The organism is Paenibacillus sp. CCS19 (assembly GCF_033239625.1).
In the GTDB taxonomy this organism is placed as follows: domain Bacteria; phylum Bacillota; class Bacilli; order Paenibacillales; family Paenibacillaceae; genus Paenibacillus_T.
On sequence record NZ_BTCK01000007.1, the window covers coordinates 84,662 to 101,093 of the forward strand.

Annotated in this window: 15 protein-coding genes; 12 read left to right on the forward strand and 3 right to left on the reverse strand. The window is 50.6% G+C overall.

The features are described from left to right. Window positions 1-8: 8 nt before the first annotated feature. The 5 genes from SBI19_RS07885 to SBI19_RS07905 all read left to right on the forward strand — a co-directional run bounded on the left by SBI19_RS07885 (window position 9) and on the right by SBI19_RS07905 (window position 3,096). Entirely contained in the window at window positions 9-314 is a 306-nt protein-coding gene (locus tag SBI19_RS07885) for a hypothetical protein (protein ID WP_317966757.1), read from the forward strand. Between the two features lie 628 nt (window positions 315-942). Next, a complete protein-coding gene (locus SBI19_RS07890; RefSeq protein ID WP_317966759.1) occupies window positions 943-1,680 on the forward strand; it encodes a hypothetical protein in 738 nt (245 codons plus the stop codon). A 298-nt stretch (window positions 1,681-1,978) separates the two neighbouring features. Then, complete coding sequence (locus SBI19_RS07895; RefSeq protein WP_317966761.1) at window positions 1,979-2,245, forward strand: hypothetical protein; 267 nt, start codon at window positions 1,979-1,981, stop codon at window positions 2,243-2,245. A 73-nt stretch (window positions 2,246-2,318) separates the two neighbouring features. Continuing rightward, window positions 2,319-2,531, forward strand: coding sequence for a bacteriocin immunity protein (locus tag SBI19_RS07900; protein WP_483312255.1), 213 nt, complete (start codon window positions 2,319-2,321; stop codon window positions 2,529-2,531). Between the two features lie 94 nt (window positions 2,532-2,625). Next, window positions 2,626-3,096, forward strand: coding sequence for a YxiF family protein (locus SBI19_RS07905; protein ID WP_317966765.1), 471 nt, complete (start codon window positions 2,626-2,628; stop codon window positions 3,094-3,096). Between the two features lie 149 nt (window positions 3,097-3,245). Here SBI19_RS07905 and SBI19_RS07910 read toward each other — a convergent pair whose 3' ends face one another. Together SBI19_RS07910 and SBI19_RS07915 are read right to left on the reverse strand one after the other, a co-directional pair. Further along, entirely contained in the window at window positions 3,246-3,941 is a 696-nt protein-coding gene (locus SBI19_RS07910) for a PspA/IM30 family protein (protein ID WP_317966767.1), read from the reverse strand. Next, entirely contained in the window at window positions 3,941-4,465 is a 525-nt protein-coding gene (locus tag SBI19_RS07915; RefSeq protein ID WP_317966769.1) for a hypothetical protein, read from the reverse strand. The genes SBI19_RS07910 and SBI19_RS07915 overlap by 1 nt, the downstream gene beginning before the upstream one ends. Before the next feature lie 278 nt (window positions 4,466-4,743). Here SBI19_RS07915 and SBI19_RS07920 point away from each other — a divergent pair, with 278 nt between their 5' ends. The 3 genes from SBI19_RS07920 to SBI19_RS07930 all read left to right on the forward strand — a co-directional run bounded on the left by SBI19_RS07920 (window position 4,744) and on the right by SBI19_RS07930 (window position 7,728). Then, window positions 4,744-5,418, forward strand: coding sequence for a response regulator transcription factor (locus SBI19_RS07920; protein ID WP_317966771.1), 675 nt, complete (start codon window positions 4,744-4,746; stop codon window positions 5,416-5,418). Next, window positions 5,411-6,805 carry a sensor histidine kinase gene (locus SBI19_RS07925; RefSeq protein WP_317966773.1) on the forward strand — a complete coding sequence of 465 codons (1,395 nt, stop codon included), beginning with the start codon at window positions 5,411-5,413 and terminating at the stop codon, window positions 6,803-6,805. Before SBI19_RS07920 ends, SBI19_RS07925 begins: the two co-directional genes overlap by 8 nt. 173 nt (window positions 6,806-6,978) lie before the next feature. After that, on the forward strand, window positions 6,979-7,728 hold the full coding sequence (locus SBI19_RS07930; RefSeq protein ID WP_317966775.1) for a DUF4163 domain-containing protein: 750 nt from the start codon (window positions 6,979-6,981) through the stop codon (window positions 7,726-7,728). A 68-nt stretch (window positions 7,729-7,796) separates the two neighbouring features. On the opposite strand, the gene SBI19_RS07935 is transcribed toward SBI19_RS07930, so the two are convergent. Further along, complete coding sequence (locus SBI19_RS07935) at window positions 7,797-9,197, reverse strand: ABC transporter substrate-binding protein (protein WP_317966777.1); 1,401 nt, start codon at window positions 9,195-9,197, stop codon at window positions 7,797-7,799. A 281-nt stretch (window positions 9,198-9,478) separates the two neighbouring features. On the opposite strand from SBI19_RS07935, the gene SBI19_RS07940 reads away from it, so the two are divergent. The 4 genes from SBI19_RS07940 to SBI19_RS07955 all read left to right on the forward strand — a co-directional run bounded on the left by SBI19_RS07940 (window position 9,479) and on the right by SBI19_RS07955 (window position 16,418). Beyond that, window positions 9,479-10,579: a threonine aldolase family protein gene (locus SBI19_RS07940; RefSeq protein WP_317966779.1), complete on the forward strand. Its 1,101-nt coding sequence runs from the start codon at window positions 9,479-9,481 to the stop codon at window positions 10,577-10,579. Between the two features lie 122 nt (window positions 10,580-10,701). Next, entirely contained in the window at window positions 10,702-11,049 is a 348-nt protein-coding gene (locus SBI19_RS07945; RefSeq protein WP_317966781.1) for a hypothetical protein, read from the forward strand. A gap of 95 nt (window positions 11,050-11,144) precedes the next feature. After that, a complete protein-coding gene (locus tag SBI19_RS07950; protein ID WP_317966783.1) occupies window positions 11,145-11,945 on the forward strand; it encodes an enoyl-CoA hydratase in 801 nt (266 codons plus the stop codon). A 711-nt stretch (window positions 11,946-12,656) separates the two neighbouring features. Further along, window positions 12,657-16,418 carry an alpha-L-arabinofuranosidase C-terminal domain-containing protein gene (locus SBI19_RS07955; RefSeq protein ID WP_317966785.1) on the forward strand — a complete coding sequence of 1,254 codons (3,762 nt, stop codon included), beginning with the start codon at window positions 12,657-12,659 and terminating at the stop codon, window positions 16,416-16,418. Window positions 16,419-16,432: the final 14 nt, after the last annotated feature.

Below are 16,432 nucleotides of genomic sequence, written 5' to 3' on the forward strand. Positions count from 1 at the left end.
GAGTAGGAATGGGTCTAGATGTATTGCTATATGATAAGCACGACAAACTACTGGAAAAGTTTATAATTGAAGAAGAGCTTCATAGTGAAATATTTTACAGAACAAATAATTGGGGTAGTTATCAGTATCTTAGAAAAATAAACGATTATTATTCTCCTAATCTTCATCTGAATCTGGCAGAGGTGGAATTGCTCAAGAATGATTTGGGACAATATCAAATCTTTGTTGAAAGAAAATATTCATTGAAGATTTCTGATATTATTGAAAAGTTATCTAACCAAAAAATTCATAGGGTTCATATTGTCGGAGACTAGTTTCAGTAAAATGAGGTAAGGGTTGTCCCCAAAGTCATAAGACTTTGGGGTGGCCTTTTTTTTTGTACCTTATTACTCTTACTATGTTTCAAATCTTTGGGTCTGTGCCAACTGTGTGGCGAATTTCCTAGAAGTATTGCTAGAGAATTTTGAGGCATTAGCTGTGAAACATATAGTAGCAAAGTAAAAAAAGATTGTTCCAAGTAAAACTGGGCTTACGCGGGATCGTTCAAAACGGGGTACTCGTCCAATCAGAAAGGTATTATTTAACTTTATTTCACCTCATAAGGTTGACTGGTGCGAAGCATGTAATCAGGGTTGGATTGAGATTAAAAGAAATAGTGTTAGCAATAATATTCATTTTAGGTGTGCGGAGTGCCTCAATGAGTACGAAAAGTACGAGGATATCAATAGCGAAAAAGTCTTACAAACTGAAGCGGATTGGTATGCAATGGACTTATCTGAAGAGGAAACCCATCAATACGATCATTGGAAGTATATTATAAAAGAGTGGAAGAACTATAAGTTAGTTAGAAATGATGGGGTAATTATTAAAGTCTGGTCTAAAGAAAAGATGAAATTCATCAAGACTTAGCAAGGTTGACCTTGAAGGTGGCGATCCTTAAGTATGGATAGTAGGGAGCTAATCAAAAAGCTTAAGGCGGTGTGTAAGATGGTATGTCATGTTATGCGAATTGTTGATGAATCGGTGCAAAACAATTCAGAACGATCGTTTGTTGGAGGACACCCAGTAATCCCACAAGAACATGATCTTCCGACGTGTAGATTGTGTGATGCACAATTAACTTTCTTCTTTCAAATCGCGTTTCCAACAGGACATGCGTGGGCCGAGAAGTCTATGGCTGTTTTTGCCTGTACGTGTTGTGTTAATGAGGACCACTATATTCCCCAAATGCTAGAAGGACAGCTGTCTGGGGCGATAATCCCTCATAATTTTATTCGCGATTATCAGAATAACTTTAGAATCATAGTCTTTCCAACGCAAGATGGCGTGATGAGAACAGATTATGTACCTCTTGTGAAATATAAGACGATTCAGTTGCTAGATACAGAGGATGAGGATGTCTCTGAGAATAAGGTGGGTGGAAATCCAAACAGGCTGTTGGAGGACGAGTCGCCAGCTAAGCTGGAGAATAGTACGCCTATGGTGTTCATTATGCAGTTGCTTGAGGGGTTAACATTTGAAACGATGCCTTCGGCCCAGCCGCAAGCCAAATTGAATCTGTTCGGGGAAGTACATTATCCGAATAGTGACTGTTATGAATTGTTTATTGCGAATCAGGTGTATTTTTTCGGAACTGCTTCAGGTGAATCAGAGGTATACATTCTGACACAAATTGATTAGAACAGCTGCATCATGAGAGATCTTCAATAACGTTGGATTTAGGCTGAGTTGAAAAGTTCTATAAAAAGGGATACGAGCAAAGATTGTTGAAATCTATCGAGCGTAATCCTACAAAATATACACTATGGATGTTAAATAGAATCATTAATGGAGAAGAGGATAAATCATCATACATAGCTATACTAGAGCGTGTAGTTAACAATAAAGATAGGAACGAAGAAATTATCTTATTAGCATCAGAGTTTCTATCACAACATAACTAGAAAAGTAAGTAGAAAATGGCGAGGGCGAAAGAAAAATGGGTAAATTTGTATTCGACACTGACAATTCCACATATAAATTTTGTGAATGTATTGTAAATCGTATGATAACGAGTTTTGGATTATCTGATGAAGAGGCTGTAGGTCGAATTAATAATTTATGGGCGAAATTAGGGTCAATTCTTGAGGGTGATATCATGTTCCATGAAACACCTGAATTCTGGGCATATGATATTTATTATGGTCATGACTCTAGTTGGTGGCATAGACTTGATGATCCTTCCTTACGCCCTATTAAGTATTAATAAAATATAGGCTTCGCTATGGGACTGCTGTTCATTTTGGGAACTGAGTAATTCTTTAAAGGCGGTGTTAAAGTTGAAACCCACTAAAGAAGAATTAATTGAAATCGTTCAGAAGATCATGTGCGCGGAAGGATCAGAAGAAGAACTTGATAGTTTGATTTTATTATTGGAACAAAATGTTCCGCATCCTAATGTGAGTGACTTGATATTCTGGAATGAAGAAGAGCTAAGTGCTGAAGATGTCGTTGAACAGGCGCTAAGCTATAAGCGTGAGTTGCTATCTTGAAATATAAGACTATTCAGTTGCATTAACTCGCTTTAAGATGCAATTTTAAGTACTCAAAGTTAAACCTTTTCATTGGAAAGGGGTTAATAGATTTATGATTTACAATAAAATCGAGTTGCTCAAAAGGAACAATCGAAGGAATATACTAAAAAAAGAAATCGTGGGAATTACCGAGTCGTCGAATGTAACCTTAATGGAAACTGAGAGTACTGATGGGTTTAAAAGAGAAGTATTCAGTAAGCTGCAAACAATAACAAATAAGTTTATTATCAACGGCTCAGGCTATCAGGAGAATATAGAGAAGTCGATAGCGTATTTAAAAGAGGCATATACGAATAACCAAATCTTTAGTGGGGAAGGCTGGATGCTTTTTTTCACTGAGAGTGGAATAGAGCCTGTTAAGCTGACCTCTAAAGATGTGTTTAATAACTTAGATGGCCTAGGCGTATTAACGAAATTTAGTAGCGGCTATGGTGATTTTATTTGGGTAAGTGAAGATTTGAAATCGGGGGCCTGCGTTGAAAGAACAGAGTATTATTATGAGGTTAGTATCTGGCCGTACTGATAACGCATAGGGCATGGAGTACTTCTTATCCGAAAATATTCTTATCATACATCGAAAAACCGACCATCAGCGATGGTCGGTTTTTCGTGTTCACCCCAGCAGGCATGCTCGAACCATTCTGCCCTGCCATCCGGGATGCCGCAATCCGACTATTCTTTGGTCACAGCTGCTTGAGCTTCCCGTTCCTGGCGCTGGCGCTTTAACGCATCCAACTCCAGCAGCACGCTGTCCTGAAGCTTGTCCTGCGGCGAGCCGGCAGAAGCTGATCCCGTTATTGCCTGCACTTCCTTGCGTGCCGTCGCTTCCGCCTCCAATTGCCATACCTTTTCTTCCATCCGCGCGAATCCGCGCACCGCTTGCCGAGGGTCGAAGCTGTGCAGCGTACCGTTCACGCTCTTGAGCGCTTCGGCGGTTTGCACTCTCGAGATCAGATAGTGTTTCTTGGCCTGCAGCGCATCGTACGTATGCTTCAACTGCACGATCTGTTCCTTCAGCTGTACCGTTTGCTGCTGGAGCGATTCGAATTGGCTGCGATATTGTGTAAGCCGTTCTTGTAGAATCAGCTTCTCCCGAATCGCAATCTGCGCGATTGCGTCCTCACCTCTGTCTACGGCAAGCTCGGCTTGACGGCTGCGTTTGGCTAGCAGCGCTTCGGTCTGTTCGATAAGTACAGCATGCTTCCGCTCGACCAGCAGCTGCTGGGTTAAAGCCCCCGCTGCGCGATCCAGCTGCTCTTCAAGATCGCGGATATATTGCTTCACCATATTGACCGGATCTTCGATTCGATCCAGATAACCATGCACGTCGGACTGTACGATTGTTTTGACACGTTTGAAAATACCCATTATTGTTTCGCCTCCTTATTGAGTTGCCGTTCCCATTGATCCAAGATATGAACCTCATTGTGTGGTACGGATGCCGCAAGCCATTCCGCCGAAGGCGTCATTTCGATGTCCGATCCGCCTTTGCTTCTCTTGCGAATATAGAGGTAAGCGCCAATTACGACAGCTGCAATGACAATCGTCCAGAAGGATAGAAGCGACCATAACGCGACGACGGCCATGAGACCGCCAATCCATTTCAACAGCGATTTGCCTCTAGCACACAGTGCGGCCCCGATCAACAGTACGCCGACTTTTGCCAGCAGGCCGATCAGTGCGAACCCGCCTCTGTCATGTTCGACGACGCGAATGCGCTGTACGAACACCTCATTGCCACTTCTGAATGAACCGCCGCCATGTCCAAAGCCTGTCTCGTGCCCGATTGCCGGATGAACGCCATGCGTCCAGCCGGAGCAAATGATTAGGACGAAGACCGCTAGCACAGCGAGAAACGGCCATTTTAACATTTTCCATCTCGTCGATCTCATTCATGTTCACCTCCTTGTTTTCGTTACACCCCAAGAATACCGCCCTTTGGTGAAAAAACGGTGAAAGTGGAAGTTCGAATAGAATCAACCTTCTCGGTGCTGAAAACCGAACTTTTTGAACACGTATGGAAGAGGCAGTTCAAAAAGTCCGCTTTTGATCACGAAATGAACTTTCAATTTTCTATCAGCCTGGCTTCATCTTTCTTTCATCTTTGCTTGCTATCTTATAGGCAGCCATTTAGTAGAAACGATAGCAAAGATCAGAGAGGTTGATGGAGATGAACCTTCTATTAGCGGAAGACGATACTCGCCTTGGCGAATTGATCATTCATATGGTGGAAGCAAAGACCGACATGCGAGTGGACTGGGTGACGACAGGCAGCGATGCATACGATTATGCGCTTGCTTCGGCCTATGACGTGGTGCTGCTCGATTGGATGATGCCGGAGGGCGATGGGGCTGCGACTTGTCGCAAGCTGCGCAAAGCCCATTATTCGGGGGCGATCCTGATGTTGACGGCCCGCGATTCGTTAGAGGATCGCGTTACGGGGCTCGATGCAGGTGCAGACGACTACCTGGTAAAGCCCTTTGAAATAGACGAGCTGTTAGCCAGAGTCCGCGCGTTAACCCGGCGCAACTTCGCGCCTCTTATGGAGGAGATGGTGCAGCTGGGAGAGATTCGGCTGAATCGGTCCAGCCATGAAGTCCAGCTGGGAGACCAGCGAATTGCGCTTACGACAAGAGAGTTCCAGATCATCGACTTGCTGGCGGTCAACCGCGGAAGGGTGCTCACCCGCGAGCTGATTCTGGATCGGATATGGGGATACGAAGCGGATGTTACGCCTAAGGCTGTCGACGCAACTGTGAAGTTAGCACGGAAGAAGCTGGAGATCGCCGGGCACAAAGGACTTATCGAAAGCGTGCGCGGCGTCGGGTACCGAATCCATGCGTAGGGGCACAGACAGACGTCAAGGCAGTCAGCATAACGATGTCATCAAACGGACGCATTGGCGATTGACCGCGCAGTACAGCGCCTTGCTGCTGTTGTTCCTCGGTTTGTTCGCAGCTGCCGCATACTCGTTGTTTCAGCAATCCGCCCGCAGCGAGCAGGAGAGCAAGCTGAACGCGCTGCTCGATGATGAGCTCCGTTTCGTGCAAGAAAACTACGGCAATATGCGAGCCAACCAGTTTAACGATAAGAAGGACAATTCGTTCGAAATAGGCGCTGACCAATCTTTCTATTATTGGGTGGATCAGCAGGGAAGCCTCGTCTTGGGCAACGAAAGCCAGAGCGGGATTCGCTCGCAAGCGCTTCGAGCATTAGAAGGATGGGGCCGCGGAGACGACAAGCCCCGCAAGGTAGAGCTCGAAACGCAAAGCCGCTTGTTCTTCCGAGACCATGACGGCACAGAGGGGGAGCGAACGTCTTTCCTTGTGGCAAGACGGGAATTGACCGCTGCCGGACGCAATATCGGCACGCTGTATGTCGGCGTCGACATTAGCGCACAGGAAGAGATGCTGCGAACCGCCGCGCTGGTGCTTGGCGGTCTGACGCTGTTGTTTGCCGTCGCATGCGTCTTCGTCAGCCACCTCATGTCCAAGCGGGCCATGATTCCAATCGAGCAGTCGCTTGCGCGTCAGCGGGAATTCGTGGCCGACGCTTCGCATGAGCTGCGTACGCCGCTTAGCGTGCTGATGTCTTCCATCGAGACGCTTGGGATACGCAAACAGTCGGCGCCGAACGGGGAAGGGGACCGATTCGAAATGCAGACGCTCGGCTATATGAAGGATGAAGTCAAAGGGATGACGCGCCTGGTCAGCGACCTGCTTTATCTGGCTCGTTCGGATTCAGGGGCAGAGCAGCTGCAGCTGGCGCCATTCGATCTTCGGGCAAGCGCGGAGCGGACGTTGAACAATCTGGCGCCGTTGTTCGAAGCGAAGCAGATCCAGCTAGACTTGGAAGCGCCGGACAAGCTATTGGTGTACGGCGATGAACAGCGGCTTCTCCAACTGCTCGTCATACTGATCGACAATGCGGTGAAGTATTCGCCATCCGGCACGCTCGTACGCGTGAAGCTGGCCGAGGAGAAGCAGCGGGGCCACCGAGCCTTTGTGATCGCAGTAACCGATCAAGGCATCGGCATTGCTGCGGAGGAGCAGGAGAGAATATTCGAACGATTTTATCGGGAGGACAAAGCACGTTCTAGACATCTTGGCGGACATGGGCTTGGGCTAGCGATAGCGAAGCGTATTGTAGTGTCTTGCGGCGGTATGATCCAGGTGGCAAGCAAGCCGGGACAGGGAAGCACATTTATCGTCAGGATACCGATTACTGCATAGTTCAGACTTATTTCGTACACGCCTTCGTCGAATTATCCTCACATTATCGGCACTCGAAGCGAATGACCGTGTTCTATAATGAGGATAATGGGAAGTGGCAAGGTGAACCGTCTGCCGTCGTCCTTACGCGACACAGTACGGTTCATTCCGAGTACGACGGAAGGAGAATGAACATGGTACGATTAAGCATCATCCTTTTAATAATAGCGTTATTGACGGCTTGCAGCAGCGATAAGACAGAGACGTCCACAGGTACCAGCGAACCGGCACAGCAGACGACTAGCGAAGGTCAGTCCGCAGCCCCAACGTTGGAACGCGCGACTCTTACCGAGCATGATATGAAGATTCAATACCCGCAGATTACGAATCTCGGAGATGCGAAGCTGGAGAAGACGATCAATTCGCTGATCAGAAATGAAGCGCGCAAAGCAATCAGCTACTATGCCGCGAACGAGACAACGATGGACATCGATTATGCCGTTAAGCGGATGGACGATAAGATCCTTAGCATTCAATATACGGGGTATGCGAACAGCAAAGGCGCTGCGCATCCGAACAATCTCTATTTTACGACCAATGTAGACCTGACAACGGGGATGAAGATGCTACTGAAGGACACCGTCAAGCTGGATGATTCGTTCGTGAAGCTGCTTCGCTCAGCGAAATACGTCCCGTTCGATCCAAGTCTGGATCTGAGTAAGGAAGCGGCGGATGAATTGAGCAACTGGTCCGATGCAGAGCTTCTTACGTACATGAAGCAGGCCGATGATATCGGGATTGGCAATGTGTTGAATGTGTTCACGTATCGCACGGCCGATGCGCTCGGCATCAGTCTCTCCGTTCCGCACGCGCTTGGCGATCATGTCGAGTTCGAGATCAGCAATGCGGATCTGGCCGGCAAGTTTACTGGAGCTGTGCAATAGCGCATATGCGCGCATATATAGAAGGGCTTCCTACCGTCATCCGTGATGACAAGCAGGAAGCCCTTTGCTCATTGGTCCGATGGTGTATTCCACTGCTCTTCCCAATTATTCAGCTGTTCCGACAGGTCGGATGCGGATGAGTTGTATAACCCATCCATGAGACGATTCATTCTATACTCGGCTTCCGGCTCTTTCGCGTTCTTCTTCACAGGTTCGGCAGGATGGTTAAGGAAGAAGGCGCGAACGTTCTTGCCTGTATAAAATGAATTCTCAACGCCGAACTGCGCATGGATGTTCGGGTTTACGAGCGGAGAGCCATTGCCGATGCGCGAATTCCAAGTCTGGAACTCGTCCGATATGAGATACGACAGCACCTCGAACGCTTCCTCTCGATGCTCGCTGTTCGGATTGACGGAGAGCACTTCGCCGGCAAAGTCTGGTCCGACGCCAGGCTTATCTTCGAAGGTCGGGAAGGAAACCATGTCCCAGTCGCTTTGTTCTAAGTACAGCTCCCCGTATATAGAATTGATGAATTTATAGGTTGATTCATAGAGGTCTATTGAGTATTCGAGTTTATGAGGAAACGGCGTTAGCTGCCTGATTGCGTTATACATTTCGAAGGGGGTATGAATCCAGCCGTAGTGGAGCTGCATAATGCGAGCAATCGCAGTCCAATCGGAATTCGTTACATTAGCCTTCCCTGTATCAGCATCAAGAATTGATGCGGAGCGCTGTTGGGCAAGGAGCGGGTAGCCGAATCCTCTGCTAGCGGCGTATAGCAAGGTAGATCCAACGTTCATCTCCTCATATTGCTTCTTGATGTTCGCTGCCCACGGCATCCACTCTTCCCAAGTCATCCCGTCTGTTGGATAAGGAATGTGAGCCTTATCGAACCACGCTTTGTTATAGCTCATCGCATGCAGGGTACGCATATACGGAACGGCGAGCAGTTGACTGTTAGGCGAATAGCTGCGCACCTGTTCGATGAAAGCCGGTTCGAATCGCGACAGGTCGAGTTTGTTGGCCGATACGTATTCCTCCATATCGGATAGCAGGCCCAGCTCGGACAGCTTCGGAATCAGCTCCGTATAGGCGACGATAATATCGGGCTCCTTGTGAGCGGATAACATGTCGGTTAGTTGATCGATCGGCCATGGGGCGTCTGACCCTGTCGGCTGCAGCCGTTTATCATCCATGAACTCCTCGTAGCGTTCAATCTCGATGTTCGGGAACTTCTGATGAATTTTATCAAAATAAACCTCGTCATCATATCGCAGCTCGCGCGCGTTATTGCCGTACCATCGAATTGTTACGGTACCCAAGCGGTCGGAGTCTAGGCCGAAGTCAGGACTGTCCTCCTCTAAGAATTCATCATCTTCATCCAGTTCGTCTGTCGATGGGGTGCAGGCTTGAAGCGTGGACAGCAGGAATGCGAGAACGAGAATAATGGATAATCGGCGTGTGTTCATCGTATTAACCTCGGTTCGTTATGAAGTTGAAAGAATACAGGTAACTGCATGTATTAGACGAGTCAACCAACTGAGAGCTTGTATGTAACAATATTAATCAATTAACATAAATATTGTAAATACATAAAGTGGAAATTTAATGCAAGCGCGATGCAGCATTTGACGGGATCGATTAGGGTCGTTCTAAGCGATGATGGTTGTGTTTCGTACATTCGATAGTATGGATTCCCCTTATTTGCCAGACACTACACAACAATGTGCAGAAAGGAGCAGTCTTACATATGCGTCTAAACGTAACTTTGACCGAGGCCTATAACAACGCGCCGTATCCGATGATTGGTCATGGCAAGCGCAATGTGCATGTCCTAAAGGAAGCGTTTGAATCCATTGATGGCGATGTCGACAGCGATATTTATGGGAGCGGCGCGATTATCGAGCAGTTCCAGAACAAGTTGGCGCAGCTGCTGGGCAAGCCGGCAGCGGTGTTCTTCCCGAGCGGGACGATGGCGCAGCAGATCGCCCTTCGGATCTGGTCGGATGCGGCCGGGAGCAAGAAGGTTGCCTATCACCCGTTGTGCCACCTTGAGATCCATGAGCAGGACGGGCTGAAGAAGCTTCATCATCTTGAACCTATATTGCTTGCGGATACGACACGGCCCGTGCTGCTGTCCGACGTGCTTGGCATGCCGGACGACGTTGCGTGCCTGCTGATTGAGCTGCCCCAGCGCGAGATCGGCGGCCAGTTGCCCGACTATGATGAGCTGGAAGCGATCTCTGCGCATTGCCGCGAGAAAGGGATTAAGCTGCATCTCGACGGCGCACGGCTGTTCGAGATTACGCCCTACTACGGCCGATCGGCAGCGGAGATATGCAGCCTGTTCGATAGTGTGTACGTGTCGGTGTACAAAGGGCTCGGCGGCATCGCCGGGGCGGTGCTTGCGGGCGAATATGATTTTGCAGAAGAGTCGAAGGTGTGGAAGAGACGACATGGCGGCGATCTGATCAGCCTATATCCATACTTCTTAAGTGCGGACTATTATTTGGAGCGCCGTCTGCCGCGCATGGCCGAATATTATGAGGGAGCTGTTGCTCTCGCTGCGCTGTACAATGACTGCCATTCCGCGATTCGGACGGTACCGCAGGTGCCGGTCTCGAACATGTTCCATGTGCATATCAATAGGCCGAAAGAAGAGCTGGAGCCGGTACTTATCGAGGTTACGCAGCAGTCCGGCGTTGGGTTTACGCATGTACTGCGGCCTAAGGAAGGTGTTGGCTGCTACTTCGAGGTAAGCATCGGCGATCGTTATGCGGAGCTGCCTCAGGAGAAGACTCGGGAAGCTTTCCGCCAGCTGGCAGGGCGGTTGGATAGCGTGGATAGATGATAAGCAGCGAATAATCGGAAACTTAATTCTCTTGTGAAACCGAAACCTCTCCTATCCTGTTCTACCGATCTATGCGCATTCATAGAATGGGATGAATCATGCATGGTAGGGGAGTGATCGCTATGGAAGAAACACTGCGCAAATATTACGAGCTGAAGCAGCAGCAGAAGCAGATCGAGCAGGAGCTGGAGACGCTGCGGAACGTCATCATCGCGTACTGCAACGGGAATCCGGCGGGTGAAGTGCAATCGGGCGATTATCAGGCGAAGATTGTCATCCAAGAGCGAAGAGAGTATGACGATGCGCGGCTGTACGATGTGCTTCCGGAGACGGATATGTGGCGGCTGCTGTCCAAATCGGACGCGAGCAAGGTGGCAAGTTTGGTGAAGCTGGACATTTTGTCAGAAGAAAAGCTGCGGGGGACGTTCACGAACAAGACGATTCAGACGCTTCAAGTGAAACGCGTGTAGCGTGGTATAATGGACTATACGATTTCGACCGAGCCGGCCCCTATCGAAGGGGCTGTTCGTGTTGTAACTTACGTTGCAGGAGAGGATGAGTATCGATGTCCACCTCGGAGGAGCATGTCTATTCTTATGTCAAAATAAAACTAGCGAACCGTGTTGCAACCGTTACGCTCGACCGTCCACCCGTTAATGCGCTCAGCACGGAAGTTATTGACGAACTGTCGGCCTGCTTGGATAGACTCGCAGCCGACCCGGAAGTGAAAGCGATCGTCCTGACCGGCGAAGGCAAATGCTTCGCGGCAGGCGCGGACATTAAGCAGTTCACCTCCGCATTCGGTGATGCGCAGGCAGGAACGCAGCTCGCACAATCGGTGCAGGAGAAGTTTCGGCGCATCGAGACGATGAAGAAGCCGGTCATCTGCGCGATTAATGGCGCTGCGCTTGGCGGCGGATTGGAGCTGGCGCTTAGCTGCCACCTGCGAATTGCAGCCGACGAAGCGCAGCTGGGGCTGCCCGAGCTCAATCTCGGTCTGATTCCTGGCTACGGCGGAACGCAGCGTCTGACTCGCCTCATCGGCAAGGCGAAAGCAACCGAGATGATCCTGCTCAGTCAGCCGGTTAACGGACAAGAAGCAGCACATCTCGGCCTCGTCAACAAGTCGGTTCCGCGCGATCAGCTGCTGCCAACCGCGCTCGAGTGGGCGGAGCGCATCGCAAGCGACCGAAGCTCAGCCTCCGTCGCCGCCGCGCTAACCGCAATTACCGAAGGTCTCGACGGTACGCTCGAAGAGGGACTCGAACGAGAAACCGAGCTGTTCGGCGAATTGTTCGAGACGGAGTCCATGCGCGAAGGCGTCACCGCTTTTATCGAGAAACGCCCAGCGAAGTTTCGCGACTAATGAACCACATATCCGAACATTCCAAGACTAACCTCCCCTCGCCAATGTTCATCCCGCATAAGCGCTGCTCAGCAGCGCTTATTTTGTTTATTCGATCCTCACTCGTCTGATTAGCGTGACTCAAGCACGCTTGATCTAACTTACACTCCAAACAGAAGTCTGCCCAACGGGCAGATGACTCCCCGCACGATGTACCTGCAACGTATCTCTTCCCATTCAATCTTATTCATTCCGGGTTCCAGAAGTCTTGGATGTCCCAACCAATGATGCAGCTTATCGAAGTCCCATCAATGGGCGGTGATAGTTGCACACGATCGAACAAAGTAAGCGGACGTGCTTACGTAACCAGATACAGTAGTTCCGCAGCTTTGCCGCAGGGCGGCAAGAGCGGGCACGCGTTCCAAATGATCAAAGCCGCGTCCTTGTGAGGAGTCCAGAGGTAAAGGTTTCCGCAAGGAAACCACATCGGGAGCGTACGCTTACGACCTTTGGGGCCCTCCCTTGCAGGGAGGGTTTGGGTGGGTAGAAATCCCGAGGGTTTGGGTGGGTAGAAATCATTAGATAATCAATATATTAATTGATTAGTAATTATGTTATTATATTCGCGTATGCAGTAAATGATCAGCACGACAAGTTACAATTTCTTCTTATCCCAAATACTAACGTCATATCCTACCGCTAACTAAATCTCTATAAAACAGGTGATAATCCATGAGCAGCAGCAATCCTAATCATGCACACAGCACAAACCTCATCGCGCATTACGCTTTCGATGATGCAGCGAATATTGGCCATGACCGCTCGGGCAGCGGCAATGACGCGGTCGCGTCAGGAACCAAGAAGCCTACGATTGAGAGCATCGGCGGCCGGTTGGCTGTTTCTCTCTCCGGCGGCAAGAGCGGCAGCTCGTATTTGCAGCTGCCGGCCGATCTGCTCGCGAACGTAAGCGACCAGACGGGCATTACCGTTTCGACTTGGGTATACCTTCGCAAAGGCAGAAACATTTGGGAGCGCATCTTCGATTTTGGCCGCGGTTCCCGTGGACCTTACTTGTTCTTGACGAGCGGCTTCCGCGGTACATGCTTCGCAGGCGGCGACATTGTTGTCGATCCGGGCCGCGGTTTCGCAGCGGGAGAATGGATCCATGTTGCGTTATCGGTTACGGGTACGCAAGGCGGTACGCTCAGCAGTGCAGGACCAGTCGTGTATGTGAACGGCGAAGCAGTAGGGGACGGCACGATCAGCCAGACGTCGAGCGGCCGCTATGCGAAGCTGCGCGAGTGGTTCGCTACATTCTCGGACGTGGCAAACTACAGCAACAACGCGATCGGCAAGTCGCAATACGATGTCGATCCAGACTTTAACGGCGCTTTGTCGGACTTCCGTGTTTATCAAGCGGGCCTGACGCAGGACGAAGTCATCGAAGTGATGTGCGAATCGCTGACGGACGAGGCGATTGTTGCGCTCGCGAAGGACAAATATTTGTCGTTCCCGACGTCGATCGTCACGAAGGACGTTAATCTCCCGACGCTGCTTATGGGCGGCAAAGTAGAAGCAAGCTGGCAGTCGAGCAACCCGGCGGCAATCAATGCGCAAGGCAAGATCAACCCTAATCTATCCGAAGCACAAGCAGCGACGCTGACGGCTGTTCTTCGCAAAGGCGGCAGCCAAGCCGAGAAGAGCTTCGCGGTATCCGTCATTCCGCAAGGACTACCGCCATACACGCTTACGATTGAGGGCGGCCAAGAAGTGCTGGACGTCAGCGATGTCCTGTACGGCTTATTCTATGAAGATATCAACAATGCAGCGGACGGCGGCATCTATGCGGAGCTGATACAGAACCGTTCGTTCGAAGCATTCGCGTTCGACAGCTTCTCGCATGTATGCGGCGAATGCGGCACCTCGACAGGACGCAACTATGAGTCGATGCATGCATGGTTCGGCGATGTAGACCGTGTAACGATTCGCAGCGAGGGCGGTTTGAACGCACACTTCGGCATCGAAGATCCGGACGTGAATGCTCATTACATCACAGTGCCGAACGGTACGAAGCTGTACAACCGCGGTTTTACGGATACGAACGGCGCATGCGCGATGTCGATCAAGACGGGCGACCGTTATGACTTTACGATTTGGGCCAAATCCGATAACGGCGGCACGATTACTGCGCAGCTGCTTAATCCGGATGGCGGATCGATCAGCGAGACGGTCGTTGTAGAAGTAGCAGGCGGCGGCCAATGGTCCAAATACGGCGTGGACTCCAAGGTGGTACTGACAGGTACGGCAACATTGCTTGGTCAGCTGGCGCTTACGTTCAGCGGCGAAGTGTCGATCGATATGGTGTCGCTCATGCCGCAGAACGTATGGGGAGCAGGCGAAGAAGCGCGTTCCGCTTCGGCGCATGCGAACTACAAAGGCAACTCCAACTACCGTCTTCGCTCAGATCTGGTCAATGCACTCGTCGACCTGCATCCGAAATTCCTCCGTTTCCCTGGCGGTTGTATTTCCGAAGGTTCGCATGTATGGGATAACGTTTATGATTGGAAGCATTCGGTCGGCGATATTGAGCTGCGCAAAGAGAACTACAACGTCTGGGGCTACATGATGACGATGGGCCTTGGTTATATGGAATATTTCCAGCTGGCGGAAGATTTGAACGCAACGCCGCTGCCGGTTATGGCTTGCGGCGTGCTCTGCCAAGCGCGCTCGGACTATGCGAATCCAGCAGGCGGCGAACTGCGCGATTACTATATCCGCAGCTTCACGGATCTGATCGACTTCGCGATCAGCATGGATTTTGAAGGCAATGAGTGGGCGGCTCTGCGTAAGCAGATGGGTCATGAAGGTCCGTTCGATCTGCGCTACCTCGGCGTAGGCAACGAAAACTGGGGTACGGAGTTCTTCGCGAACTTCGAAGTGTTCAAAGCTGCGATCGACGAGTTCATGCAAGCGAACTATCCGAACCGCGAGCTGCACATTATATCGACGGTTGGCGCGCAAGCGGATGACGATGCTTATCAGCGCGGCTGGAACTTCCTGCGCGGCGGTCAGAAGGGCTCGGAGAAGATCCGCTTCACGGACGGCAAAACGAGCTGGGAAGAGGACGTTACTTGGTACGGCAAGCAGTCGAACTATATGGATACGATCGCGGACGAGCACTACTACCGTTCGAACGAATATTTGCTGAACAACGGCGACCGCTACAACTACTACGAGCGCGTATACAATGCGGACGGTACGCTTAACGAGTCGCAGACGTCCAAAGTATTCGTCGGCGAATACGCATCGACGGACAAGAACACGCTGGCAGGCGCGGTGGCGGAAGCGGCGATCATGACGCATTTTGAGAACAATTCGGATGTTATTCGTCTGGCTGCAACTGCGCCGTTGTTCAACAAGGTGCTGACGGATGGCACGTACCGCTGGACGCCGGACTGCATCTGGTTCGATGACGAGACGGTCTGGTTCACGCCGAATTACTACGTGCAGCAGCTGTATGCGAAGTACATCGGTACGAAAGTGCTCGGAACTTCGTTCACGACGTACCGCAACGGCGCACCTACGGTGCTCGCGCCGCGCGGCGGCATTGAGATCGCAACGGGCAACGCGGAGATCGCTGTCCGTCGTGTGACGGTAACATCGAATGTGGACGGCAGCGTATTGCTGGAGCAGGACTTCACGCAGCCGCTGCAAGCGCAGTGGCAAGCGATCCCGAGCTCGACGGCCGGCTATACGATCGATGCGGAACGCGGTCTCGTGCTGCATGCACAGAACGGCGGTCTGAACGGTCTGTATGTGCTGAACGATACATGGACGAACTACAAAGTTGAAGTTGCAGCCGAGAAGCTGTCCGGCGTGGAAGGCTTCTACATCGGCGCAGGTCTCACGGACATTACGTCCGAGCGCAAAGATGTGATCGAATATGCAATCAACTACAACGGCAACGCAACGGGCGTGAAGGTGTTCAAGCAAGGCGTAGAAGGCTATACGCTTGGCGACTACTCGTCCAGTACGGCGGCGGGCAACCTTCGTCAATACGGCCATGAACCGCTTGCGGAAGGTGTTGCGTACACGATTACGGTTAATTATGGCGGCGAGAAAGGCGATGCGCTCATCTGCTCGTACACGGATGGTCAGACGACAAGTCATGTGCACGCATACAAGCTCGAAGCATACAACCGTGAGGTATTCAACTCCGTGACGAAGGACGACAAGCATGTGTATGTGAAGCTGGTTAACGCAGACGCCGTGGATAAAATGACGCGTCTTGCGCTCCGTGACTTGAACGTCGCTTCGTCCGCGCAGCTCATTACGCTCACGGGTGACGAAGCGATCGTGCATACGCCGAACGTGAACAAGAAGAACGCCGAGCTGGTGCAGCCGAGCGAATCGCAGCTGCACATCGTTGGCGACAGCGCAGTACTGACGCTGCCGGCGAACTCGGTCAGCGTAATCGTGTTTGATCTTGTTTAATAGTGGCAGGTAGG

Bases quoted from the DNA above. Each gene is read 5' to 3' on its own strand.
- SBI19_RS07885 (WP_317966757.1), top strand. From the start codon at position 9: ATGGGTCTAGATGTATTGCTATATGATAAGCACGACAAACTACTGGAA.
- SBI19_RS07890 (WP_317966759.1), top strand. From the start codon at position 943: ATGGATAGTAGGGAGCTAATCAAAAAGCTTAAGGCGGTGTGTAAGATG.
- SBI19_RS07895 (WP_317966761.1), top strand. From the start codon at position 1,979: ATGGGTAAATTTGTATTCGACACTGACAATTCCACATATAAATTTTGT.
- SBI19_RS07905 (WP_317966765.1), top strand. From the start codon at position 2,626: ATGATTTACAATAAAATCGAGTTGCTCAAAAGGAACAATCGAAGGAAT.
- SBI19_RS07910 (WP_317966767.1), bottom strand. From the start codon at position 3,941: ATGGGTATTTTCAAACGTGTCAAAACAATCGTACAGTCCGACGTGCAT.
- SBI19_RS07915 (WP_317966769.1), bottom strand. From the start codon at position 4,465: ATGAGATCGACGAGATGGAAAATGTTAAAATGGCCGTTTCTCGCTGTG.
- SBI19_RS07920 (WP_317966771.1), top strand. From the start codon at position 4,744: ATGAACCTTCTATTAGCGGAAGACGATACTCGCCTTGGCGAATTGATC.
- SBI19_RS07925 (WP_317966773.1), top strand. From the start codon at position 5,411: ATGCGTAGGGGCACAGACAGACGTCAAGGCAGTCAGCATAACGATGTC.
- SBI19_RS07930 (WP_317966775.1), top strand. From the start codon at position 6,979: ATGGTACGATTAAGCATCATCCTTTTAATAATAGCGTTATTGACGGCT.
- SBI19_RS07935 (WP_317966777.1), bottom strand. From the start codon at position 9,197: ATGAACACACGCCGATTATCCATTATTCTCGTTCTCGCATTCCTGCTG.
- SBI19_RS07940 (WP_317966779.1), top strand. From the start codon at position 9,479: ATGCGTCTAAACGTAACTTTGACCGAGGCCTATAACAACGCGCCGTAT.
- SBI19_RS07945 (WP_317966781.1), top strand. From the start codon at position 10,702: ATGGAAGAAACACTGCGCAAATATTACGAGCTGAAGCAGCAGCAGAAG.
- SBI19_RS07950 (WP_317966783.1), top strand. From the start codon at position 11,145: ATGTCCACCTCGGAGGAGCATGTCTATTCTTATGTCAAAATAAAACTA.
- SBI19_RS07955 (WP_317966785.1), top strand. From the start codon at position 12,657: ATGAGCAGCAGCAATCCTAATCATGCACACAGCACAAACCTCATCGCG.